We start from the raw sequence: 22,614 nt of genomic DNA on the forward strand, positions 1-22,614 counted from the left end.
GAAGGGCTCGCGCGCCGCTCGGCGCGCGAGCCCTTCACACACGCGCGGCCGGCCCCGCGCACCGTCATGACTTCCATCAGCGGGTGCAGGAGGCCGCCGCGTTCACGGCTCAGGGGCGGCGTACCTCTTTCAGTCGATGCGGTTGAAGGTGAATGCTCGGGGGGCGCTGCCGTCGGACGGGGCGACCCATTCCACATGCGTGGTGTCTCCCTGCGGCTGGGACATGATGCGGGTCGGGGTCTGTGCGCAGAAGCGTTCCGGCTCGGACTTGGTGACGGTCTCCGGGCTGAACCTGAGTACGTCGCTGATGGAGACGAGTACGGAGAAGCCTTCGCAGTGATGGGCGTCCCCTTCCCAGATGAATTCGGCCCTCGCGCTGCCCGGCGTTCCCTGGTTGATCGTCATGCGCACGGACGACGTGGGGTCGTTTCCGTCCTGGGCCGTCCATGTCCCGAGGAACTGGACGGGAATCGTTCGGGCCGCAGAGGCGGGGCGGTGCAGGGTGACGGTGGTCCCTTCCGACTGCCACGTGATGCCGGTGTTCCCGTGACGTCGAAGTGTGATGTCACCGGACGCGGTGCACAGGTCGCTGGGGATGCCTGAGGTCAGCTTCGGTGCGACGACGAGCCGTGTGCCCGCCGAGACGAGGGTGCCGTTTGACTGGCAGAGGGAGTCCTTGGACGACGTCAGGACGTCCGCGATCTCTGCGCCCACCGCACCCTTGCGGATAACGATCCTGCGCAGGGTGATGGCTTTTTCGCCGGGCTTGGTGAATTCGCCTTCCCATGTGCCGAGGTAGCCGTCGGGGACCGTTCCTGCCGGCTTCTTCGTTGCGGGTGTCTGGGGAGGTTCCGTGGAGGGGGTGCGGGACTTCTCCAGGGCTGGTGCGGGCCGCGTGGGTGTCGCCGGTCCGGGTATCGGCTTGACTGATGCCCCTGAATGCCATGCGCCCGTCCACACCGTGATCGCCACCACTGCGACGATCACCAATGCGACGATCAACGTAATGACGCTGGGTGCTGGGCCGTAGTTGTTGATCTGGTCGCGGTACTGGTCCCGGCCGACCTGGGTGGAACGTGATGTCCCGGACGTCTTGGCCGACTGTTCGGTTCGCCCCGACTCGTTGTCACCGGTCACTGCGGTCGTGGTCTCCGCCGATTTGGGTGATCCGTGCTTGGCCCGCGATGTTGGCCTGCTGGTCGACATCGCCGTGCGTTTCGCCGTTGTGTGTCGTCCTGCTGCCCGGGACGTGGTGGCCTGCTACTTGTGTGGCCTCAGCGTTGTCGGTTGCAACCACCACCTGTCGGACCTGTGGGCGGGGGCTGGCCGGCGCCGAGGCGTTCTCCCGTCCTGCCCACCAGCTGACGCCGCCGCCGACCGCGGCCGCAACGACGCCGCCGAAGGCGGCGGCCACTCCCCACCGGGAGTCCTCCGCTTGAGGTAACCACCCAAACGGGGCCGATCTGGCTAGCCACAGGCATAACCCGAATGCGGCCACCGACGCCGCCCCTGCCGCCAACCACCGCGCTAGACGCGACACTGGACCACCCCCTGTCGTCTCAACCTCCAAGTCTCCCCCTGCGACCCGTCAAACACTCCCAGGTCTCACGAAGTCGCACTTATTTCGTCGTTCCCACGGCTGCTGTGAGGCCGGCGAGCTGCCCGGCGCCGTCCAGGCCCCCGACCGCAGCTGGCTGCCGGACCTCATGCCCCCTCGGGGCTGGCCAGTCCCGTCTGGTAGGCGATGACCACGAGTTGGGCGCGGTCCCGGGCGCCGAGTTTGGTCATTGCGCGGTTCGCGTGGGTCTTGGCGGTGAGCGGGGTGACGAAGAGGCGTTCGGCGATCTCGTCGTTGGACAGGCCGGCTGCGACCAGGGTGACCACCTCGCGCTCTCGCGGGGTGAGTGCGGCCAGTTGCGGTGGTGCGGTCCGTCCGGGTGGTGCGGCCGGTCCGGGGGGTGCGGGCTGGGCCAGGAAGCGGGCGATCAGGGCCTTGGTCGCGGTCGGCGAGAGGAGGGAGTCGCCGGCGGCGACCAGACGGATCGCGTCGAGGAGTTCTTCGGGGTTGATGCCCTTGCCGAGGAAGCCGCTCGCTCCGGCGCGTAGTGCTTCGGCGACGTATTCGTCGTTCTCGAAGGTGGTCAGTACGAGGACCTTCACGCCTGCGAGGTCCTCGTCCTCGCTGATCAGCCTGGTCGCGGCGAGGCCGTCGAGGTCGGGCATCCGGATGTCCATCAGCACCAGGTCGGCGCGGTGGCTGCGGGCCAGTTCGACGGCTTCGCGGCCCGTTGCGGCCTCCGCGACGACCTCCATGTCGGGGGCGGAGTCGAGGAGCATCCGGAAGGTGCCGCGCAGGAGTGCCTGGTCGTCGGCGAGCAGCACACGGATGGTCATGGTCGGCCCTTTCGGCCTGCGCGCAGCGGCAGTTCGGCGTCGATACGGAAGCCCCCGCCGGGGCGCGGTCCGGCAGCGAGGGTACCTCCGGCGGACTTGGCCCGCTCCCGCATACCGATCATGCCGTGGCCGGTGCCGGCATCATGGGTTTCTTCGATGGCCGCGGCGGCAGGGCCGGTATCGCGGCTGCTTCCCGCGGTGCCACGGCCGTCGTCCTCGACGGCTATCCGCAGGACGTCGGTGCGGAAGTCCAGGCGGACCCGCGCCGATGCCGGGCCGGCGTGCTTGCGCGTGTTGGTCAGGGCCTCCTGGATGATCCGGTAGGCCGTCAGATCGGTGATCGGCGACAGCTCGCCCGGTTGCCCGGTGCGCTCCAGCGTGACGTCGAGGCCGGAGTGGCGGAAGGAGTCCAGCAAACGGTCGAGACCGGCGAGTCCGGGTGCCGGTTCGCGGGGCTCGACCGGATCTTCGCCGTACCGGAGCAGTCCTACGGTGGCACGCAGTTGGTCCAACGCCCCCCGGCTGGTGTCCCGGATCCGTTCGAGCGCCTGGTAGGCGTGCTCGGGGTCGGTGCGCATGAGGTGGTGGGCGACGCCCGCCTGGGCGTTGACCAGGGTGATGTGGTGGGCCAGGACATCGTGCAGCTCCCGGGCGATCCGGAGGCGTTCCGCGGTGACCCGGCGGCGGGCCTCTTCCTCCTTGGTGCGCTCGGCCCGCTCGGCTCGCTCCACGGCGGCGGCGAGCACTTCTCGGCGGCTGCGGACGGCGTCGCCGATGGCCACCGCCGTGAGCGTCCAGGCAATCAGGGCAAGGGACGAGGGGAGCTTCTGCGCCAGGACAAGGGTCTGCGGGAGCCTTTCCGCGCCCGGGCGGAAGGCCAGCGACGCGCTGATGAGCACGACGGCTGCGAGTGTGCCCGTGCGCCAGGCCCTGCGCCGGTCGGTGTGGATCGCCACCGTATAGAGAGCGACAGCCGAGGCGGCGGGCGTCGGCCTGGCGAGCGGGAGCAGGGCGAATTGGGCCACATGCATGGCCACGGTCACTGCGACCACCGTAAGCGGCCAGCGGCTTCGGGCGATCAGTGGCACACAGGAGATCGCGAGGGCCACGAGGGACCAGGCGATCGAAGCGTGGTCGGCGTAGGCGAAGGCGACGGCCAGCGGGGAGGCCAGGGCGAAGCAACCCAGCGCGACAGCGAGGTCGCCCACGGGTGGCCGGACGGCCCGCTGCGACTGCCCGAGCCGGTCGATCATGCGCACGCTCCCACGGTACGCAGCCCCGGCCGGACCGGCGATGACGCCGGTCCGGCCCTGCGGTGCGCGCGGCTTCATCGAACGAGGTGGACCTTGCGTACCGGCTCCTGGTGCGCCGGGCGGCTCACCTTGCGCACGGGCCGGGACACGTGGTCGCGCTCGCGGACAGGGGGACGGGTGGGTGTGCGGGGCAGATCATGGGTGGCTCCTTGCTACGGGGATGTACGGGTCTGCCGGTGCGGCCATTCGGCGTCCGTTGCCGGTCGGCGATGCTGGTGCGGGAAGTGCTGACGGGGCAGGAGCGGTGTCTCGGGCAGGAGCGGTGTCCCGGGCAGGAACGGTGTCCCGGGCACGGACGTGTCAGGCGGCGCTGTTCTCGGTGAGGTGGCTGCGGTACTCGCGCAGGGCGCGTGCGCTGTTCCAGCCGAGCGCACCCACCACGCGGCCGTCCACCTTGTAGAGCGCGACGAACTTGCGTGCCTGTGGATCTCCGTCGGCCTTGCGTGGCTGTGGATCTCCGTCGACGACTTCGATGGTCGCGTCGGAGGGGCACCAGCCGCAGGTTTGGATCTTGGTGCCGTAGTGATCGGTCCAGCCGAACGGGACCGGTGCGTAGGGCACTGCCTCCGCCGGGCCGGACAGCAGGTTTTTGGCGGCGGTGAGGGCCTGTTGGGTGGCGTTGGTGCGTTGTTCGAGGCGGACCCGGCCGCCGGCCGCGGGGTGTGGCCAGTTGGCGACGTCTCCCGCCGCGTACACCCTGGGTGCGGCTCGGCAGGTGACGTCGCAGAGCACCCCGTCACCCAACGCGAGCCCGGAGCCGGCCAGCCATTCGGTCGCCGGCACCGACCCGATCGCGACGACGACCACGTCGGCGGGCAGCCGGGTACCGTCGTCGAGCACCACCGCGGTGACCCGCCCGTTGTCGCCGGTCATGCCGGTGACATGGCGGCGCATGCGCAGGCGGACACCGTGGTCGCGGTGCATGTCACCCGCCAAACCGCCCACCCAGGTGCCGACTTGCCTGGCCAGCGGCGTGGGCTCGACGTCGACGAGGGTGACGTCCAGGCCGAGACCGCGTGTGGTGGCAGCGATCTCGCTGCCGAGGAATCCGGCACCGATCACCACGACGCGGGGTCCGGCCAGCAACTGGGCGCGCAGCGTCAGGGTCTCGTCCAGGGTGCGCAGCACATGCACGCCGGCCAGTTCGTGACCGAAGGGCAGGCGACGGGGGCGCAGTCCGGTGGTGATGATCAGGCCGTCGTAACCCAACCGGTCCCCGTCCGCCAGGGTGACGACACGTTCCGCCGTATCCAGGCCGGTCGCCCGGCAGCCCAGCCTCAGGTTCATACGCAGCCGTTGGATGTCGGTGTCCTGGCGCAAGGTGGACCTGTGCGGTTCCCAGTCGCCGGCCAGCACCTGCTTGGACAGCGGTGGCCGGTCGTACGGTGTCCGCAGTTCCTCGCCGACCATGGTCAGCGTCCCGGTGAAGCCCTCGCGACGCAGGGCGTCGGCCGCGGTGAGACCCGCGGCCGACGCGCCCACCAGGACAATGTGGTCCAAGGTGGGCACTACTCCACCACCTCGATCGCCAGCGCGGGGCAGCGGGCGGCAGCGTCCTGGACCTGGGGCAGCAACTCGTGTGGCGGGACGGCGTCGAGCAGTATGACGATGCCGTCCTCGTCCCGCTGGTCGAAGACGTCAGCGGCAGCCAGCACGCACTGGCCCGCGCCGACGCACTTGCCCTCATCAATGAGGATCTTCATGGCGATTCTCCGCGTGGTGTGTGGTTCGACGATTCGCTGGGTTTGTGCCGGCCCTACCAGGTCACGGGCAGCTCGTGGACGCCGTAGACGAGCATGTTGTCGCGCATGGGCACCTGCTCGACCGGAACCGCCAGCCGCAACGTCGGGAACCGGTCCAGGAGCCCGGACAGGGCCGCCTTCATCTCCACCCGGGCCAGCTGCTGGCCGAGGCACTGGTGGATACCGTGGCCGAACGCCAGGTGCGGGCTGAACGGCCTGCCGACATCCAACCGCTCGGGGGCGTCGGTGAAGTGTGCCGCGTCCCGGTTTCCGGATGCCAGGGAGGCGACCACCAGGCTGCCTTCCTTGATCTGGTGGCCGTGCAGCTCCACGTCCTCCAGCGCCGTGCGACGCAGACCGAACTGAATGATCGTCAGGTAGCGCAGCAGCTCCTCGATCGCGCTGTCCATCAGGGACGGGTCGGCGCGCAACGCTCCCAGCTGCTCAGGGTCGCGCAGCAGGCACATGGTGCTCAGCGCGATCATGTTCGCGGTCGTCTCGTGCCCGGCGATCAGCAGCAACACCCCGACGCCGGCCAGTTCTTCGTCGGTCAGCTCTCCGGACTGGACCAACTCGCTGAGGATGTCGTCCGTCGGGTTCTCCCGCTTGGCGAGGGCCAGTTGGTGGATGTACCCGCGCATCGCCGTCTGGGCCTGCTGGGATTCCTCGGGGCTCGCATCGAGCCGGAGGAACGTGGCCGAGTTCCGCTGGAACTCCTCACGGTCGGCGTAGGGCACCCCGAGCAGCTCGCAGATCACCAGCGAGGGAACGGGCAGCGCAAAGGCCTGGACGAGATCGACCGGGCCCTCGGCCGAGGCCATCGCCTCCAACTGCTCGGCGACGATCTTCTCCACCGCCGGTGCCAACTGCCGCATCCGGCGCACGGTGAACTGCCCGGTGAGCAGCCGCCGGAACCGGGTGTGCTCCGGCGCGTCCATCAAGATGAACATCCCCGGAGGAGGCGGCGGCACCGGTGCGTCGTTCATCTCGGGGCTGCCGGCCCCTGGAATGGTGCGCTTCGCGCTGAACCGCGGGTCGGAGAGGACCGCGCGCACGTCTTCGTACCGGGTGACCAACCAGCCGGTGGCACCGTCCGGGAGGGTCATCGGTGTGACCGGGGCCTGCTCACGCAGTGTGCGGTACTCCTCCGGCGGGTCGAAGGGGCAGGTCCGCACGGTGGGCTGCGTCCTGGTGTGCTGGGTGTTCGTCACGGAAGAGTCCTTTCCAGAGGGAGGGATGTCCCGGTGTTCATGCGGTTGTTGGTGGCGCAGTGGTGGTCGCCGAGGGCGCGCCGGTAGACGCGCCAGCCGAGCAGCATGCTGAGTGCGAGGACGAGGGGCCCGAAGGCATCGGCCGTGCCGAGGGCGACGGCCTGGCCGGACAGGTACAGCGGCAGCTGGATCGCCAGCATCGCGAGACTCGCGGTGAGGATGACCAGGTTGCCCTTGCTGAACGCCCGGCGCCGCACCCTGCACCGGCGCCAGCCGGTCCGCTCCTTCGTGATCAGCCCCACCACCAGGCCCATCGGCGGCCATCCGAGCAGCAGCAGCACGGCGTTCGCCAAGGCGAGCACGCTGTGCATCACCAGGTTCGGCAGGAAGAAGTTGGTGGCTTCTCCGGTCGTTGCGGCCAGCGTCCCCTGGACGCACACGAGGCCGAGGACGGCGAGCGCACGCCACACCGATTCCCCGCGCACCACCCGGTAGACGCATACCCCGGCCGCCGCCGCCAGGGCGAGTACCAGCGCGACGGTGAGCTGGTGGGTGAGGGCGAAGCTCACGGTGAATCCGAAGATGGGCGCGACCTCGACCACCGCCGCGCGCAGCCGCCTGCGAACGGCGGCCTGTGCGGCGTCCTCGCCGTCGTGCTCACGGTGTGCCGTTGGGTCCACAGCTGCTCCAGATTCCTCGACAGACGGTGGCCGTCCCGCCGCTTGCGGCCCTGTTCACGATGCCGTTCCGCCCGGAGGGTGTCGTCGTGCGTCCGCAGACACTTGGCCTGCCGCGGATGCAGTACGACGTTGCAGCGCCTACCACGAGCGCAGACCCCGGGATGCGCGGGGACCGGTGGAGGCCGACAGTGGAACCAGAGCCCTGTGCCGCATGAGGAGGAGCTCACGTGCCCGGCCCGGACACCACGTCACCATGAGCGCGCAACCGCGTCCCCCGACGTCGCGCCCGATGCCCGAGGCGGAGTTCCGGTCCCTGTACCGCCGGCTGCGTGAGCAGGCCCTGGACGGTACGGATCACGGGCGCGGAGCGCTCGGCCGGCTCACGCCCGAGCGTGTGGTGGCTGCCGCCGAGGTCCGGTGCGGACGCACCGTGTCGCTGGCCGCCCCCATCGAGACCAGGCCGGGGCCGGACAATCCGCAGCCGGCGTCCCATGAGATGACCGCACCGGCGCACCGGGAGGCCGACGCCCACGGGCTGCGGTTCGCCCTCGACCGATTCGCCATGAACGTGCACGGGGACGCCGACAGCCACCTCGACGCGCTGTGCCACGTGATGTTCGACGGCGAACTCTACGGCGGTGTCCCGGCGAGCAGCGTGACGCCGGACGGTGCCGGCGCGCTCACGCTGGACCTGGTGCGGGACGGCATCGTCGGCCGCGGCGTCCTCCTGGACATCCCGCGTCTGCGGGGCGTGCCGTGGCTCGACCCCGGCGATTACGTGACCGCCGACGACCTCGTGGCGGCCGAGACCGCCCAGGGCGTCACGGTCGGAGCGGGCGATCTGCTGTTCGTACGAGTCGGGCACCGCCGTCGGCGCCGGAGCCTCGGCGCCTGGAACGCGGCGCAGGCGCGGGCGGGCCTGCACCCGGAAGCGATGCACTTCCTGGCCGAGCGTCGCGTGGCCGTCCTGGGGTCGGACGGCAACAACGACACGGCCCCCAGCGTGGTGACCGAGGTTCCGTTTCCGGTGCATGTGCTGGCCATGAACGCCATGGGGCTGCACCTGATGGACTACCTGGACTTCGAGGAACTGGTACCGGCGTGCGAACAGCTGGGCCGCTGGCACTTCCTGTGCGTGGTCGCCCCCTTGCGACTCCCGGCGGCCACGGGCTCTCCGGTGAACCCGATCGCCGTCCTGTGACCGTGCGCGGGACGCGGGCCGTTCCAGGTGCCGCGGTGCTGCGGGGCGTATACGTTCGAAGAAGGGAGAAAGCTACTGGCAGGTCCCGGCAACGGCTGGGGGCCGCAAGGCAAGGACGGTGGTCGCCGTGGGCGGCTCCTCCCATTACGACGTCATCATCATCGGCACCGGCGCCGGCGGTGGCACGCTCGCCCACCGGCTCGCTCCCTCGGACAAGCGGGTGCTCATCCTCGAACGCGGTGGCTACCTGCCGCGCGAACGCGACAACTGGGACTCCACTGCCGTGTTCGTCAGGGGCAAGTACCGGGCTCCGGAGTTCTGGCTCGACAAACACGGCAACGAGTTCCCGCCCGAGGTCAACTACTACGTCGGCGGCAACACCAAGTTCTACGGCGCGGCGCTGTTCCGGCTGCGCCCCGAGGACTTCGGCGAACTACGCCACCACGACGGCGTCTCACCCGCCTGGCCGATCCGTTACGAGGACCTGGAGCCGTACTACACACAGGCGGAACACCTCTACCTGGTGCACGGCCGGCACGGCGAGGACCCCTGGGAAGGGCCGTGCAGCGGACAGTACGCCTACCCGCCGGTCGAACACGAGCCGCGCATCCAGCAGTTGAGCGACGACCTGGAGAAGCGGGGACTGCATCCGTTCCACCTGCCCATCGGGGTCGACCTCACACAGGACGCGAACGGGCGGGCAACCCCCGCCAGCGTCTGCATCCGCTGCAACCGGGTGGACGGCTTCCCGTGCCTGGTGCGCGGCAAGTCCGACGCCCAGGTGATCTGTGTGGAGCCGGCACTGCGGCACACCGACGTCGAGATGGTCACCCATGCCCGGGTGACCAGGCTTGAGACCGATCCAACGGGGTGCAATGTCACCGCAGTTGTCGCCCAACTGCCGGACGAGGAGGAGGCCCGGTTCTCGGCCGACATCGTGGTCGTGGCCTGCGGGGCGGTCAACTCCGCCGCCCTGCTGCTCGCTTCGGCGAACGACCACCACCCCCACGGGCTGGCGAACAGCTCGGACGTGGTCGGCCGGCACTACATGCGGCACAACAACCTTGCGCTGATGGCCATTTCGAAGGAGCCGAACGACACCCAGTTCCAAAAGACCCTCGCCCTGCACGACTGGTACCTGGGCGCGGACGACTGGGACTATCCCCTCGGGGGAATCCAGATGCTCGGCAAGTCGGATGCCGAGCAGATCCACGGCGAGGCGCCGCGCTGGGCCGGAGCGGTGGCACCGGACATGCCCTTCGAAGTCCTGGCCCATCACGCCGTCGACTTCTGGCTGTGCGGAGAGGACCTGCCGCAGCCCGACAACCGGGTCACCCTGGACGGCGACGGCCGCATTCGCCTCGCTCTCGACGAGACCAACAACATCGCCGGCCTGACGCGCCTGCGGCACAAGCTCCAGCACATGCTCGGCCACCTGGGCATGCACGAGCACCGTCTGCTGTCCCACAGCATCTACCTGCACAAGGGCATGCCGATCGGCGCCACCGCGCACCAGGCGGGCACGGTGCGGTTCGGCGACGACCCGGCGTCCTCGGCCCTGGACGTCAACTGCAAGGCCCACGACCTGGACAACCTGTACGTCGTCGACACGAGCTTCTTCCCGAGCATCGGCGCGGTCAATCCGTCCCTGACGGCCATCGCGAACGCCCTGCGGGTGGGCGATCACCTGCTGGCGCGGCTCGGCTGATTGGCCTGCGGTGACGCACCGCCGATCGGGCGAAGATCGTCAGTCGGGCAGCGCAAAGCAGGTCTTTGCGCCCCGCTGCTGCCCCACCACGGTGATTGTGTGACGCCTGCACCTCCGGGTCACGGCCCGGCCGAGCCGGATCGCGCAGTGGAGGACTAAGTCATCGTGAGTTCCACCGAGGGCGCACCTTTGGACGTGATCCCCGCGCATCTGCTGAAGGGCCAGAAGGCGCTGGTCACCGGCGCGAATTCCGGAATCGGCAGGGCGACGGCCGTCGCCCTGGGCCGGGCCGGAGCCGACGTGGTCGTGAACTACGTGGCCGGCCGGGAGGAAGCCGAGAAGGTCGTCGAGGAGATCGCTTCCTTCGGGGTGCGGGCCGCGGCCTACGAGGCGGACGTGTCCGACGAGGGCCAGGTCGTCGCCATGATGGACCGGATGGTCCAGGAATTCGGCACGATCGACGTCCTCGTGGCCAACGCCGGATTGCAGCGTGACGCGCCGTTCACCGAGATGACCCTCGCCCAGTGGCAGAAGGTCCTGGACGTCAACCTCACCGGGCAGTTCCTGTGTGCCCGCGAGGCGGCCAAGGAGTTTCTGCGCCGCGGAGTCGTCCCCGAGGTGTCGCGCGCGGCCGGGAAGATCATCTGTATGAGCTCGGTGCACCAGATCATCCCGTGGGCGGGGCACGTCAACTACGCATCCTCCAAGGGCGGCGTACAGATGATGATGCAGACGCTGGCCCAGGAACTCGCCCCGAAGAAGATCCGCGTGAACGCGATCGCCCCCGGAGCCATCAAGACCCCCATCAACCGCGACGCCTGGGACACACCAAAGGCCCGGAAGGATCTCCTGCGGCTGATCCCCTACGACCGCATCGGCGCCCCCGAGGACATCGCCCACGCCGCCGTCGGCCTCGCCTCCGACCTCCTGGACTACGTCGTGGGCACCACCCTCTACGTGGACGGCGGGATGACTCTCTTCCCCGGCTTCGCCACCGGCGGCTGACCGACCTCACTCACGTCGGCCCCCCGGGGAGACTCCTATGCACACCACGGTTTCGTTGCTGGCGGACGCACCGGCGCAGATGCTCCCGGCCAGATCGCTGATGGCCTTCACCCTCGCCTCCCACATCATTCTGGTGCCCCTGGGGGTGGCGCTGCCGCTGATCACGCTCCTCATGCACGCCTACGGTCTGCGGCGGGACGACCGGACCGCCCTGCTGCTGGCGCGGCGGTGGTCGGCGGTCATGGCGGTCCAGTTCGCGATCGGGGTCGTCACCGGCACCGTGCTGTCCTTCGAGTTCGGGCTGCTGTGGCCGCGCATGATGGGCAGGTGGGGTGATGTCTTCGGCATCGGGTTCGGTGTCGAGGCATGGGCCTTCTTCCTGGAAGCCGTCCTGCTCGCCATCTATTTGTACGGTTGGCGCAGACTTCCTTCCCGGACCCACTTCCTGCTCGGACTGCCCCTGCCCGCCGCCGCCCTGCTCGGCGCCTTCGGGATCCTGGCCGCCAACTCCTGGATGAACACCCCGCGGGGCTTCACCCTCGACTCCGCGGGCAACCCCGTCGACGTGAAGATCTGGAAGGCGATCTTCACGCCCATGTTCGGCCCGCAGTACTGGCATTTCGTCGTGGCGATGCTCGTTACAGCGGGCTACGTCGTGGCCGGCGTCTACGCCGTCGGCTGGCTGCGCGGTCGCCGCGACCGGTACCACCGGCTCGGGTTCACGATCCCCTTCACGCTCGCCGCGGTGTTCACACCGGTGCAGTTCGTGCTGGGCGACTCCATCGCCCGCCAGGTCTTCCACAAGCAGCCGGTGAAGTTCGCCGCGATGGAGATGGTCTGGAAGACCGACACCCATGTGCCGGAGTACCTGTTCGGCCGGCTGCACCCGGACGGGAGCATCTCCGGCGGCATCCGGATCCCGCAGCTCGACTCGATCCTCGCCGGCTTCCGCCCGGACACCCGGGTGACGGGGCTGACCTCCGTCCCGGCGAGCGACCGGCCGACGGCCACCCAGGCCACCCTCGCCCACTGGACCTTCGACACCATGGTCGGTATCGGCTCCGTGCTGGCGCTGCTCGCCCTGTGGTACGCCCTGATCTGGCTGCGCCGCCGCAGGCTGCCCGCCTCACCGTGGTTCTACCGGTGCGCCGCCGTGGCCGGCCTCGCCTCCGTCGTCGCCGTCGAATGCGGCTGGATCACCACCGAAGTGGGCCGCCAGCCGTGGATCGTCTACCAGAACATGCGGGTCGCCGAAGCGGTGACGTCGACCCGCTCCACCGGCCTGTGGATCATGTTCGGCCTGGTCATCGTGGTGTACGTCGTCGTCTTTGCCTCGTTCCTCGCGGTGCTGCTGAAGATGTCCGCCCGCTGGCGGCTCGCCGACGAGGCGGGCGAGGGAGGGAGACCGGCGCCCACACCGGAGACGGACAATCCGTACGGGCCCCGCTCCACGGTTCCGGCCGGAGACACGCCTCGGTCCGGTGGCAACGGAACCGACTCGTCCACGGGGGAACGACCGTGATCGCCGGTGTCATCGCCGTCGTACTGCTGCTCGCGGTCGCCGCCTATGCCTGCGCCGGCGGCACCGACTACGGAGCCGGCTTCTGGGACCTGACCGCGGGCGGAGCGGAACGCGGCAAGCGCCCCCGCTGGCTGATCGACCACGCGATGGCTCCCGTATGGGAGGTCAACAACGTCTGGCTGATCTTCGTGCTGATCACCATGTGGACGGGTTTCCCCGTCTTCTTCCAGCAGGTGTTCACCACGATGTGGCTGCCCCTGGCGCTGGCCGCCGTGGGCATCGTGCTGCGTGGCGCCGGCTTCGCCCTGCGCAAGCCCGCCCGGCGGCTGGCCGGACGGCGCCTGTACGGGGCGGTGTTCGCCCTCTCGTCGCTCCTGACGCCGTTCTTCCTCGGTGCCGCAGCCGGGGGAGTGGCCTCGGGCCGGGTGACCTCCACGACGCAGGCATCGACGGATGCCTGGGCCAACCCCACATCGCTGCTGTTCGGTCTGCTCGCCATCGCGACCACGGCGTTGCTCGGCGCCGTCTTCCTCGCCGCGGACGCCCGCCGTTTCTCCGCGCCGGATCTCGACGCCTACTTCCGGCAAAGGGCGCTGGGCGCCCTGGCTGTTGTCGCCGTTCTCGCCGTGATCACGCTGTTCGTCACCCATGGGGACGCGCCTCATGTATGGCACGGGCTCACGCACGGCGTGGGGCTCGTCTTCGTCATCGTGGCGGCGCTGGGCACGCTCGCCACCGCCTGGTTGCTGATCCGCCCCTCCGGGGCCTGGTCGCGGGTCACCGCGGTCGGCGTGGTCGCGTCGGCCGTCCTCGCCTGGGGTATGGCACAGCGCCCGTACCTCATCCCGACCTCACTGACCGTCGCCGAGGGCGCGGGCGCGCACACCACACTCCGCTGGCTGGCGCTCGTCACCCTCGTGGCCGTCGTGCTGATCGTCCCCGCGGTCGCGCTGCTCTACTGGCTGGACACCCATGGCGAGCTGGAGGGCCTCACCGACGCCGACCTGCGGCGCACCGGTGCCGGTGACGAGGGCTGACCTCGTGGCGGGCGCAGACCGCAGACCGCAGAGCGCACGCCGAAGGGTGAGAGCGCGGTGACCGTGGACGAGATCCTGCTGGGCATCGGCCTGACCGTGGCCCTCGCTGTCGGCTCCCAGATCCTCGCGAGCCGACTGCGGATCCCGGCCCTGGTGGTGCTGCTGCCGGCCGGGTTCGCCGCCGGAGCGGTCACCGAGGTCGTCCATCCCGACAAGCTCGTGGGGCCGGCCTTCTCGCCCCTGGTGTCGCTGTCGGTGGCGCTCATCCTTTACGACGCCGGGCTGGGACTGGACCTGCGCCACCTCAAAGGCGCGGCGCGGAGCGTCGTCGTGCGACTCATCGTGCTGGGCGTGCTGCTCACCGCGGGGACCGTCATGGGCCTGGGACCGGCCCTGTTCCGCGTGCCGTTCGCCGTCGCGAGCATGATCGGCGTGATCCTCGTCGTGTCCGGGCCGACCGTCGTCGGTCCGCTGCTCGACCACGTCAGGCCGTTGGACAAGGTGCGGCGGGTCCTGCTGTGGGAAGGGTCCCTGATGGATCCCGTCGGCGGCATCCTCGGCGCCGTCGTCCTCCACTCCCTCGTCTCCGGCGGATTCCGGACCGGCCACGGGTTCCGGTCCGCTTCCTTCTTCGCCGGTATCGCCGTAGGGCTCGTGGGCGGTGTGGTCGGCGCCGCGCTGCTGTGGCTCACCCTCCGGCTGCTCAGGCTCGGCGAGACGCTCGGCACGCTCGCCCAACTGGCCACCGTCGTCGTGGTGGCCGCGGGCTGCGACATGGTCTTCGACGACACCGGGCTGATCGCCGCGATCGTCACCGGGCTGACCGTCGCGAACCTGCCCGGCTTCGGCATGCCCGTACGCCGGCCGTTCTTCGAGACGCTCGTGCAGCTGATCATCGGCCTGCTGTTCATCTCCATCTCGGCGACGGTGACGCCGAAGTCCGTCGTCCCTGTGCTGCTGCCCACCCTCGTGCTCGTCGCCGTGCTCGTCCTGGTGGTCAGACCCCTGGTTGCCCTGCTGTCCACCGCCAGGACGGATCTCGCCGCCCGTGAACGCGCCTTCATCGGCTGGATGGCCCCGCGCGGCATCGTCGCCGCGTCCACCGCCACGACATTCTCCGCATCGCTCATCACCGCGGGCCTGCCTGGCGCCGACAAGATCCTTCCCATCACCTTCCTGGTGATCGTCGGAACGGTCGTGGTCTACGCACTGACGGCGAGGCCGGTGGCCGCCAGGCTGGGCGTCGCACGCCCCTCGCGCGCTCGCCCGCTCCTGGTGGGCGGCGATCCCTGGGTCATCGATCTCGCCCGGTCGCTGCGCACCGCCGGACTCGACGTGCTGATGTGGGCGGGACTCGCACAGGAGAGGAACCGGATCACGGAAGCGGGGTTCGAGCTGGCCGCCGGGGAGCTCATGGCCGTGGCCACCGATCCGAAAGCCCGGCTGGAGGAGGTCACGTCGGTCTTCCTGCTGACCGACGACGACGACTTCAACGCACTCGCCTCGATCGTCATGCGGGACCGCATCGATGGCCCCGTCCACCGCGTCGGCCCGCCCCCCGGCGGTCGGGGCGTCGTTGCCCCCTATACCGCCGGTGACACCCTCTTCGGCCCGGACCTCCTGCGCCATGCCCTGGTGGCCCGTCATGAGCAGGGCGCCCGCTTCCGCGTACAGCCCGCGTCGGTCCCGTGCCCGCCAGGACACCAGGCCCTGTTCGTCGTCCGGCGTGACGGCCGGCTGGAACCGGTGACCGGGACCCTGCCGGTCACCGCGGAGGAAGGCGACACGCTCGTCCTTCTGGGACCCGCGTCGGCGACGGGCGCGGGTCCGGCCACTTGAACCGAGCCCGGCCACTTGAACCGGGTCCGACCAGCCTGACCGGGCCCGACTACCGCCGGTCGAGAGTCGCGTTCAGGGTGATGGCCGCGTCGATGAGGGCGAGATGGGTGAACGCCTGGGGGAAATTGCCCAACTGACGACCCGTCAGATCGATCTCCTCGGAGTACAGGCCCAGATGGTTGGCGTACCCCAGCATCTTCTCGAACACCAGCCTCGCCTTGTCGGGCCGTCCCGCGCGTGCCAGGGCGTCGACGTACATGAACGTGCACAGCGAGAAGGTTCCTTCGGAGCCGCGCAGACCGTCGGGCGAGGCCTCGGGGTTGTAGCGGTAGACCAGGCTGTCGCTGACCAGCTTCCCCTCCATCGCGTCGAGGGTGGAGCGCCACATGGGGTCGTCGGGCGTGATGAACCCCACCGTCGCCATCCGCAGCAGCGAGGAGTCGAGTACGTCACTGCCGTAGTGCTGGACGAAGGCCTGACGCCCCTGGCTCCAGCCCTTCGCCATGACCTGCTCGTAGATCTCGTCCCGTGCGCGGTGCCAGCGTGTGGCCGCGGCCGGCCGGCCGTTCGACTCGGCGAGCCGCAGCGCGCGGTCGAACGCCACCCACGACATCACGCGGCCGTACGTGAAGTTCTTGCGGCCGCCGCGGGTCTCCCACAGGCCCTCTCCCGCCTGGTCCCAGTGGTCGGCCAGCCAGTCGAGGTTCGTCAGCAGCGAGGTCCATCCCCGGTGCCCCAGCTGGATTCCGTGCCGGTGCGCGAAGTAGATGCTGTCGAGAGCCTCGCCGTAGATGTCCAGCTGAAGCTGTGTGGCGGCGCCGTTGCCGATCCGCACCGGGGCCGAACGCGCATAGCCTTCCCAGTGGTCGAGGATCTGCTCTTCCAGGTCGGAGGAGCCGTCGACCTTGTACATGACGTTGAGGGGGTCGGAGTCCTCGTCGCTGCCGGCCCGCTCATGGACCCGGTCGCCCAGCCACCCGATGAACGCCTTGGCCTCCTCGGTGAAGCCCAGTCCCAGCAGGGCGTACACCGAGAAGGAGGCGTCACGGATCCAGGTGAACCGGTAGTCCCAGTTGCGTTCGCCGCCCAGCTGCTCCGGGAGCGCCGCCGTCGGGGCGGCCACCAGGGCACCGCTGGGGGCGTAGGTCATGAGCTTCAGCGTCACCGCGGAGCGCTCCACCGCCTCTCGCCAGCGCCCCGAGTAGCGTGACTGGCCCAGCCAGGAGCGCCAGAACACGACGGTGTCGTCGAAGAGCTGCTGGTATTCGGCGAGGCTGATCTCCCTGGGCGGCCCGTCGGCGGCCGACGCCAGGACCAGCCCGCGCTGCTGGCCCGCCTGAAGGGTCAGCGAGAAGTGCAGGTCGTCGTGCTGGTCCGTCAGGACGTCCAGCAGGCGCTCGTCCTCCGGTTCGCGGATGGGGTGCACGGTGAGTTCCACGCCGTCGTCCGAGGCGAACACCGCTCCGTGCTCGGTGACGTGCAGCTGGTGGGCCTTGCGCCCGTAGTCGAACCGCGGGGCGATCTCGATCTCGAAGGTCATGCTGCCGCGTACGCAGCGGACCATGCGCACCAACCGGTGGCCGGCCGTGACCGTGGTCCCGGTCACGGGCATGAAGTCGAGCACCTCACCGGCGCCTGCCTCGGTCATGAACCGGGTGACCAAAATCGCCGTGTCGGGAAGGTACAACTGCTTGGTCGCCTGTGTCGCGTGCAGGGGCCGGACCGTGCAGTGCCCGCCCTTGTCCTTGTCCAGCAGCGCTCCGAACACACTGGGCGAGTCGAACCGCGGGAAGCAGAACCAGTCGACCGTCCCATCCGTGGTCACCAGTGCCGCGGTCTGCAGATCGCCCAGCAGGCCGTGGTCCTCGATCAGCGGGTAGTCGTTCATAGGGGCGCCCCCTTCGGTGTGCGAATCACCCGAATGCGGCCCCCTGATCAGCGTAAACCGGGGGCCCGGCTCCGGCGCGCCGAGCTCGGGCCGTACGAGACGGGCTGGTCGCGGACGTGACCGGCCCCCAGCTAGCTCTGGGGCTCAGCTGTCGCATGCCGAGTCGCGCGGCGCCACAGCCGTCGCTGGAGACGGAGGGTGAGGACGCCGACCACGATGAGAACGACGACGTTGAGCAGGAGCTGGAGCAGCGAGCCCCATGCCTGATGCCAGTCGGCGAAGGCAACCGAGACGGCGATGTCCGAGGCGGCGGGAATCGTGGTCACGGAGATGAAGACACCGAGCAGGGCACTGCCGCGCGCCTCGGTGAGCGAGACGATGCCGACAACGCCGGCAAGGAAGGCGACGACGACGGAGAAGAAGTCCGGGGTGTCGATGAGATGGGAGACAGGCCGCAGACCCAGTTCAAAGGCTTTGGACTGCAGGTGTGCGCCCCGCGCCAGCGCGGGCGAAACCCAGAGTGACCACAATGGCCAGCAGGAAGCCGAGCGTGAGCGCACGTAGCCCGTCCCGGACCCTGCGACGGTTGCCCCGGTCGATTCCGAGCGCGACGCTGGTGATCGCGCCGTACTCGGGGCCGACCACCATGGCCGCCACGATGAGGATCTGCGAGTTCGTCATGATGCCGACCGAGCCGATGAGCCCGGCAATGACCAGGAACAGGTAGAAGGACGGCAGGTAGGTTCCCTCCGACCGGATGTGGGCCTCGACCGTGGCCCACAGCGGTACGTGGACGAGTGTGCTCGGCTGGCCGGCCTCGATCTGCTCGGCGCGGCGCGAAAACATCATCTCGACGCCGTCGACGGCGATCGACCCCGNAAAACATCATCTCGACGCCGTCGACGGCGATCGACCCCGTACGGTCGATGCCCAGCTCACGCAGGGCGCCCAGCACGCCATTCGCGGCGCCCTTCATCACATCGCATTCGAGCGCGTCGCCGTCCGGAATGCGGGCCGATTTCACGACCACGAGGTTGAGGACACGCTCGTCCGAAGTGAGCAGGTCGACGGCCGGCTGGGTGAGTGCGCGCGGCATGACCATTCGGAAGTGGATCAAGTCCATCCGAACCTCCTGTGGGCGGAGCCGGCTTCAGGCGCGGGGCGTTCGCTTCGCTCAGGGTGACCCGCTACGGTTCCGGCCCGGCCAATGCGTGCAGAGCGGCCGCCACGACGTGTGCCGTGCTGCCGGAGGCGTCGATGGTGACGCCCGGTTCGTCGGCCTGAAGCGGATTCAAAATGTCGTACTGGGAGCCGAGCAGCTCCGGAGGCATGAAGTGCCCCTTCCGGCGCGCGATCCGCTCCGCGGCCAGCTCACGGTCGAGAGCCAGACAGACGAACCACACGTCCACTCCCAAGTGCCGGAACTGGTCCCGGAACTCGCGCTTGAGCGCCGAACACGCGACCACAGCCCCGTGTCCACCGGCCGCATTCGTACGGATCCACTCCGTGAGAGCCGCCAGCCAAGGCCGACGATCGGCGTCGTCGAGGGGGTGCCCGGACGCCATCTTGGCGCGGTTGGACGCCGGGTGCAGATCATCGCCGTCGAGGAACGGCACGCCGAGCTGCTGCGCGAGCCGCGCTCCGACGGTGGATTTCCCGGACGCCGAAACGCCCATCACGATCACCACCCGCGCACCGCCGGCCACACCGGTCAACGAGCCTCCCTGAGGTGGCGGTGGAACACTGGCACATGTCCACTATCGCCCGTCATCCCCTGACGCGCCGCATGTGCAGGGGCGGTCAGCGGTCCCTCCGGTTCACGGCCCGGTTCGATGCCCTGACTATGCTGACCGCTGCGCGGTGTGTGCGAGACGGTTGCGCCACTCCGGTTGTCCTTGGGAGAGGTGAGGGTGTGGCCAAGCCTGTACGTGCGGCTGTCGGGAATGTGTGGGTCAAGTGCACTTTCTGTCAGGGTGATCTGTTTCGGGACCGTGAGGTGAAGCTCAACAGCTCCGGCATGGAGTTCATGGGCTACGGCTGGGCGAACGAGTCGGCGACCGGGCTGGTCTGCTGGAACTGCGGATATGTGCACCTGTTCGTGAACAAAGATCTCGAACTGTACAAAGTGAAGAAGGGCGAGGGGTGACGTAGGTCCCCCTCGCAGGTGGCCGGCGAGCGCAGGTCCTGCAGACGGACGTCCGGGGAGCACGTCGATCACCCGGCCAACGATGCGGAGTGCGCTCGCCGTCCGAGGCGACCGGCCCCCAAGGATCTCGTCCGCTTCGGCGAAGCGCTCGTCGCCGAGCGCGGCCCGGCCGCGGCAACTCAGCGTGCGGACCTGCAGATCGGTACGGTCGTGGGCGCCGCGCAGGCGAGCCGCCGCGCCGAGTATGACGGCCACATCGCGGTACCGCCCGTAGTGCCTGTTTGCCAAGCTCTGCTTCGAGTTTGCCCGGCTCAGGAATCGAACGAGACAGTCCCTGGGGTTGAGACCTGTAAAGCCTCCTCCTGACTGATTGGTGCTTTGACCAGGGGTGATCGGGCGGCGGAGCCGTGGTGTCGGCGGCATGTCGGGGGCTGTCAGTCCGGTGTCGGAGGCATATCGGGGACTGTCGGTCCGATGTCGGTGGGGTCTGGCACCTTTCGAGAGGTCCTGCCGGGTGCCCACCCGGCTGCGGGTTTGGGAAGGGGATCTCTCGTGCATGACGTAGTGATCGTGGGCGCTGGCCCGGTCGGTCTGTTCCTCGCCTGCGAGCTTGGCCTCGCGGGCTGCTCTGTCCTGGTGCTTGAGCGGGAGCCGGAGCCCCACTCCCCGTTCAAGGCGAAGCCGCTCGGGATGCGGGGCCTGTCCGCCGCGTCGGTAGAGGCGTTCTACCGCCGCGGGATGCTGCACCAGCTGCTGACGGCATCGGGTGTCCACGACGATCCCGGCGCGGACCCCGACGCGCACGAACCGTCACCCCCGCGTGGCGTGGGCCATTTCGCCGGCATGATGCTCGATCCGGCCCAGGTCGACGTCGCCGCCCTGCCCTACCGGCTTCCCAGCCCGGCGATGGAGGGCATGCTGACATACCTCGAAGCGGTCGAGACGCTGCTGTCCGAGCAGGCATCCCGGCTCGGCGTGGAAATCAGGCACGGCGTCACGGTCTCAGCCATCGCCCAGAACGATGAGAGCGCGGTCGCGCAAGCCGGCGAGCAGGAGTACGCGGCGCGCTGGGTCGTCGGCTGCGATGGCGGACGCAGCGCGGTGCGTGGGCTCGCGGGCTTCGAATTCGTCGGCACCGAGCCGCAGTTCACCGGCTACACCATGCACGCCACCGTCGCCGATTCCGAGAAGCTGCGCTCTGGGATCAACCTGACGCCGACGGGCATGTACCTCCAGCTCTCGGACGGGTACATCGGCATGATGGACTTCGACGGCGGCGCGTTCGATCGCTCGCAGCGGCCGACTCGCGACCATCTCCAGGCGGTTCTGCGCCGTGTATCCGGCACCGACGTGACGCTGAGCGACGTGCATCTCGCCTCGAGCTTCACCGATCGGGCGATGCAGACGACGACCTACCGGCGGGGACGCGTCCTGCTCGCGGGCGACGCCGCTCACATCCACTCGCCCCTTGGCGGGCAGGGACTCAACACCGGCATCGGCGACGCCATGAACCTGGGTTGGAAGCTCGCGGCGACCGTGCACGGGTACGCGCCGGACGGGCTGCTCGACACCTACACCCGCGAGCGCCATCCGATCGGTGCAGGGGTGCTCGACTGGTCGCGCGCCCAGGTGGCGGTCATGCGGCCGGACCCGCATGGCCAGGCGGTCCAAGGAGTGGTTCGCGACCTGCTCGGGACCCGGGACGGAACGACCTACGTGTTCGAGAGGATGTCGGGATCGTGGATCCGTTACGACCTTGGCAGCGAGCATCCACTGGTCGGCCGCAACGCCCCGGACCTTTGCCTCGAAGACGGCACTCGCCTCGGCGACCTGATGCGGGACGGACGGGGCGTCGCGCTCGATTTCAGCACCGACCGATGCCTGCGCGGTTCAGCGATGGGCTGGCAGAGTCGGATGCGGTATGTAGCCGGTCCGGCGAGAAACGACCTCGGATCGGGTGCCGTGCTTGTCCGACCCGACGGCGTAGTCGCCTGGGCAGGTGATGGCACCCCTGATCGTGCAGCGTTTGAGCGGGCCGCCAGCCATTGGTTCGGTGGTCCGGAAATCTGAAGCAGCTTCCCCGTTCTCCTTAGCGGCTACCCCGTTCTCTTTTCGTTCCTGCGGGTGCTAAAAGGGCGCGAAGGGAGTCATTCCGATGCGATTTCAATCGCCGGAATATCAACGTTCTCATCCGCTTTCCTCTCCTCACCGAGTTCAAGGAGCGCACATGACGATCACCGTCCGACCGGGAAGCACCGTGATGTTCACCGGTGATTCGATCACCGACTGCCAACGGCTGGAGAGCGAAGACGGCCTCGGGTTCGGCTACCCGCTGCGCGTCGCGGGCGAGTGGGGACTCCGGTACCCGGGCCGGCCCGTTACCTGGCTGAACTCCGCGATCGCGGGCCACAAGGTGATGGACCTCGAAGCCCGCTGGCAGACAGACGTACTCGACGCGCGCCCGGACGTGGTGTCGATCCTCGTCGGGGTCAACGACATGGGCTGGCACACGCTGGACCCGAAGGGGTACGTGATCCCCGTGGAGGAGTTCGAAGCGGGTTATGACCGCCTGCTCGCGCCCCTCGCCGAGGCGGACACGAAGCTGATCCTCATCGAGCCGTTCCTCCTGCCGATCCACGGCGTCGTCGAGGCGGGTGTCGCGCTCATCGGAGAGGAAGAGCGAAAGGAATGGCGCACCGACCTGGACCCGAAGATCCAGGTCGTGCGCAAGCTCGCCCGCAAGTACGGCGCGCATCTGCTCACCGCCGACGGCATGTTCGCCGAGCTCGCCGCGACGACCGGGCCGGAGCACTGGGCCGCGGACGGCGTACACCCGACGCCGGCCGGTCACGCCGCACTCGCGGCGGCCTGGCTGCGCCTGGTCGCGTGACCGGGCCTCGCGATCACCCGCAACACCGGCGATCGCGA

At 69.3% G+C, this 22,614-nt stretch carries 20 protein-coding genes; 9 read left to right on the top strand and 11 right to left on the bottom strand.

Annotation, left to right across the window (positions count from 1 at the left end):
• Positions 1-129 precede the first annotated feature (129 nt).
• The 7 genes from DY245_RS32170 to DY245_RS32200 form a co-directional block, all read right to left on the bottom strand.
• Positions 130-1,137 (bottom strand): hypothetical protein, encoded by a 1,008-nt coding sequence (locus DY245_RS32170; RefSeq protein ID WP_128510719.1) that lies wholly within the window; start codon positions 1,135-1,137, stop codon positions 130-132.
• 567 nt (positions 1,138-1,704) lie between these two features.
• A complete protein-coding gene (locus DY245_RS32175; RefSeq protein WP_128510720.1) occupies positions 1,705-2,394 on the bottom strand; it encodes a response regulator in 690 nt (229 codons plus the stop codon).
• Complete coding sequence (locus tag DY245_RS32180) at positions 2,391-3,647, bottom strand: sensor histidine kinase (RefSeq protein ID WP_128510747.1); 1,257 nt, start codon at positions 3,645-3,647, stop codon at positions 2,391-2,393. Before DY245_RS32180 ends, DY245_RS32175 begins: the two co-directional genes overlap by 4 nt.
• Positions 3,648-4,007: 360 nt before the next feature.
• Positions 4,008-5,207: an NAD(P)/FAD-dependent oxidoreductase gene (locus DY245_RS32185; protein WP_128510721.1), complete on the bottom strand. Its 1,200-nt coding sequence runs from the start codon at positions 5,205-5,207 to the stop codon at positions 4,008-4,010.
• Positions 5,208-5,215: 8 nt separating this feature from the next.
• A complete protein-coding gene (locus DY245_RS32190) occupies positions 5,216-5,410 on the bottom strand; it encodes a ferredoxin (protein ID WP_128510722.1) in 195 nt (64 codons plus the stop codon).
• A gap of 53 nt (positions 5,411-5,463) precedes the next feature.
• Complete coding sequence (locus DY245_RS32195) at positions 5,464-6,660, bottom strand: cytochrome P450 (protein WP_128510723.1); 1,197 nt, start codon at positions 6,658-6,660, stop codon at positions 5,464-5,466.
• Positions 6,657-7,340 (bottom strand): DUF3159 domain-containing protein, encoded by a 684-nt coding sequence (locus DY245_RS32200; protein WP_128510724.1) that lies wholly within the window; start codon positions 7,338-7,340, stop codon positions 6,657-6,659. Before DY245_RS32200 ends, DY245_RS32195 begins: the two co-directional genes overlap by 4 nt.
• A gap of 253 nt (positions 7,341-7,593) precedes the next feature.
• Between DY245_RS32200 and DY245_RS32205 the strand changes: the two genes are divergently transcribed.
• The 6 genes from DY245_RS32205 to DY245_RS32230 all read left to right on the top strand — a co-directional run bounded on the left by DY245_RS32205 (position 7,594) and on the right by DY245_RS32230 (position 15,652).
• A complete protein-coding gene (locus DY245_RS32205) occupies positions 7,594-8,541 on the top strand; it encodes a cyclase family protein (RefSeq protein WP_244943403.1) in 948 nt (315 codons plus the stop codon).
• Between the two features lie 118 nt (positions 8,542-8,659).
• Positions 8,660-10,249: a GMC oxidoreductase gene (locus tag DY245_RS32210; RefSeq protein WP_425329461.1), complete on the top strand. Its 1,590-nt coding sequence runs from the start codon at positions 8,660-8,662 to the stop codon at positions 10,247-10,249.
• A gap of 165 nt (positions 10,250-10,414) precedes the next feature.
• A complete protein-coding gene (locus tag DY245_RS32215; RefSeq protein ID WP_244943404.1) occupies positions 10,415-11,254 on the top strand; it encodes an SDR family oxidoreductase in 840 nt (279 codons plus the stop codon).
• A gap of 37 nt (positions 11,255-11,291) precedes the next feature.
• Complete coding sequence (locus DY245_RS32220; RefSeq protein ID WP_128510726.1) at positions 11,292-12,776, top strand: cytochrome ubiquinol oxidase subunit I; 1,485 nt, start codon at positions 11,292-11,294, stop codon at positions 12,774-12,776.
• Positions 12,773-13,813 carry a cytochrome d ubiquinol oxidase subunit II gene (locus DY245_RS32225; protein WP_128510727.1) on the top strand — a complete coding sequence of 347 codons (1,041 nt, stop codon included), beginning with the start codon at positions 12,773-12,775 and terminating at the stop codon, positions 13,811-13,813. The genes DY245_RS32220 and DY245_RS32225 overlap by 4 nt, the downstream gene beginning before the upstream one ends.
• Before the next feature lie 57 nt (positions 13,814-13,870).
• Entirely contained in the window at positions 13,871-15,652 is a 1,782-nt protein-coding gene (locus DY245_RS32230) for a cation:proton antiporter (RefSeq protein ID WP_128510728.1), read from the top strand.
• A gap of 49 nt (positions 15,653-15,701) precedes the next feature.
• Here the strand turns inward: DY245_RS32230 and DY245_RS32235 are convergent, their stop codons facing one another.
• From DY245_RS32235 to DY245_RS32245, 4 genes are all read right to left on the bottom strand, one after another.
• Positions 15,702-17,540: a glycoside hydrolase family 15 protein gene (locus tag DY245_RS32235; RefSeq protein ID WP_128510729.1), complete on the bottom strand. Its 1,839-nt coding sequence runs from the start codon at positions 17,538-17,540 to the stop codon at positions 15,702-15,704.
• Between the two features lie 131 nt (positions 17,541-17,671).
• Positions 17,672-18,100, bottom strand: coding sequence for a DUF389 domain-containing protein (locus DY245_RS47085; RefSeq protein ID WP_280525023.1), 429 nt, complete (start codon positions 18,098-18,100; stop codon positions 17,672-17,674).
• Positions 18,006-18,389, bottom strand: coding sequence for a DUF389 domain-containing protein (locus DY245_RS48010; RefSeq protein WP_342354235.1), 384 nt, complete (start codon positions 18,387-18,389; stop codon positions 18,006-18,008). The genes DY245_RS47085 and DY245_RS48010 overlap by 95 nt, the downstream gene beginning before the upstream one ends.
• A 338-nt stretch (positions 18,390-18,727) precedes the next feature.
• Positions 18,728-19,246, bottom strand: coding sequence for a gluconokinase (locus DY245_RS32245; RefSeq protein WP_342354236.1), 519 nt, complete (start codon positions 19,244-19,246; stop codon positions 18,728-18,730).
• A gap of 206 nt (positions 19,247-19,452) precedes the next feature.
• Here DY245_RS32245 and DY245_RS32250 point away from each other — a divergent pair, with 206 nt between their 5' ends.
• The 3 genes from DY245_RS32250 to DY245_RS32260 all read left to right on the top strand — a co-directional run bounded on the left by DY245_RS32250 (position 19,453) and on the right by DY245_RS32260 (position 22,576).
• Positions 19,453-19,686, top strand: a complete 234-nt coding sequence (locus tag DY245_RS32250) for a hypothetical protein (RefSeq protein WP_128510730.1) — start codon at positions 19,453-19,455, stop codon at positions 19,684-19,686.
• Positions 19,687-20,238: 552 nt separating this feature from the next.
• Positions 20,239-21,756, top strand: a complete 1,518-nt coding sequence (locus tag DY245_RS32255; protein WP_128510731.1) for an FAD-dependent monooxygenase — start codon at positions 20,239-20,241, stop codon at positions 21,754-21,756.
• Between the two features lie 157 nt (positions 21,757-21,913).
• Positions 21,914-22,576: an SGNH/GDSL hydrolase family protein gene (locus DY245_RS32260; RefSeq protein WP_128510732.1), complete on the top strand. Its 663-nt coding sequence runs from the start codon at positions 21,914-21,916 to the stop codon at positions 22,574-22,576.
• Positions 22,577-22,614 lie beyond the last annotated feature (38 nt).

Origin of the sequence: Streptomyces inhibens (genome assembly GCF_003389455.1) — a bacterium.
Classification (GTDB): domain Bacteria; phylum Actinomycetota; class Actinomycetes; order Streptomycetales; family Streptomycetaceae; genus Streptomyces; species Streptomyces inhibens.

Bases quoted from the DNA above. Each gene is read 5' to 3' on its own strand.
- DY245_RS32180 (WP_128510747.1), bottom strand. From the start codon at position 3,647: ATGATCGACCGGCTCGGGCAGTCGCAGCGGGCCGTCCGGCCACCCGTG.
- DY245_RS32260 (WP_128510732.1), top strand. From the start codon at position 21,914: ATGACGATCACCGTCCGACCGGGAAGCACCGTGATGTTCACCGGTGAT.
- DY245_RS32220 (WP_128510726.1), top strand. From the start codon at position 11,292: ATGCACACCACGGTTTCGTTGCTGGCGGACGCACCGGCGCAGATGCTC.
- DY245_RS32190 (WP_128510722.1), bottom strand. From the start codon at position 5,410: ATGAAGATCCTCATTGATGAGGGCAAGTGCGTCGGCGCGGGCCAGTGC.
- DY245_RS48010 (WP_342354235.1), bottom strand. From the start codon at position 18,389: ATGATGTTTTCGCGCCGCGCCGAGCAGATCGAGGCCGGCCAGCCGAGC.
- DY245_RS32205 (WP_244943403.1), top strand. From the start codon at position 7,594: ATGAGCGCGCAACCGCGTCCCCCGACGTCGCGCCCGATGCCCGAGGCG.
- DY245_RS32175 (WP_128510720.1), bottom strand. From the start codon at position 2,394: ATGACCATCCGTGTGCTGCTCGCCGACGACCAGGCACTCCTGCGCGGC.
- DY245_RS32235 (WP_128510729.1), bottom strand. From the start codon at position 17,540: ATGAACGACTACCCGCTGATCGAGGACCACGGCCTGCTGGGCGATCTG.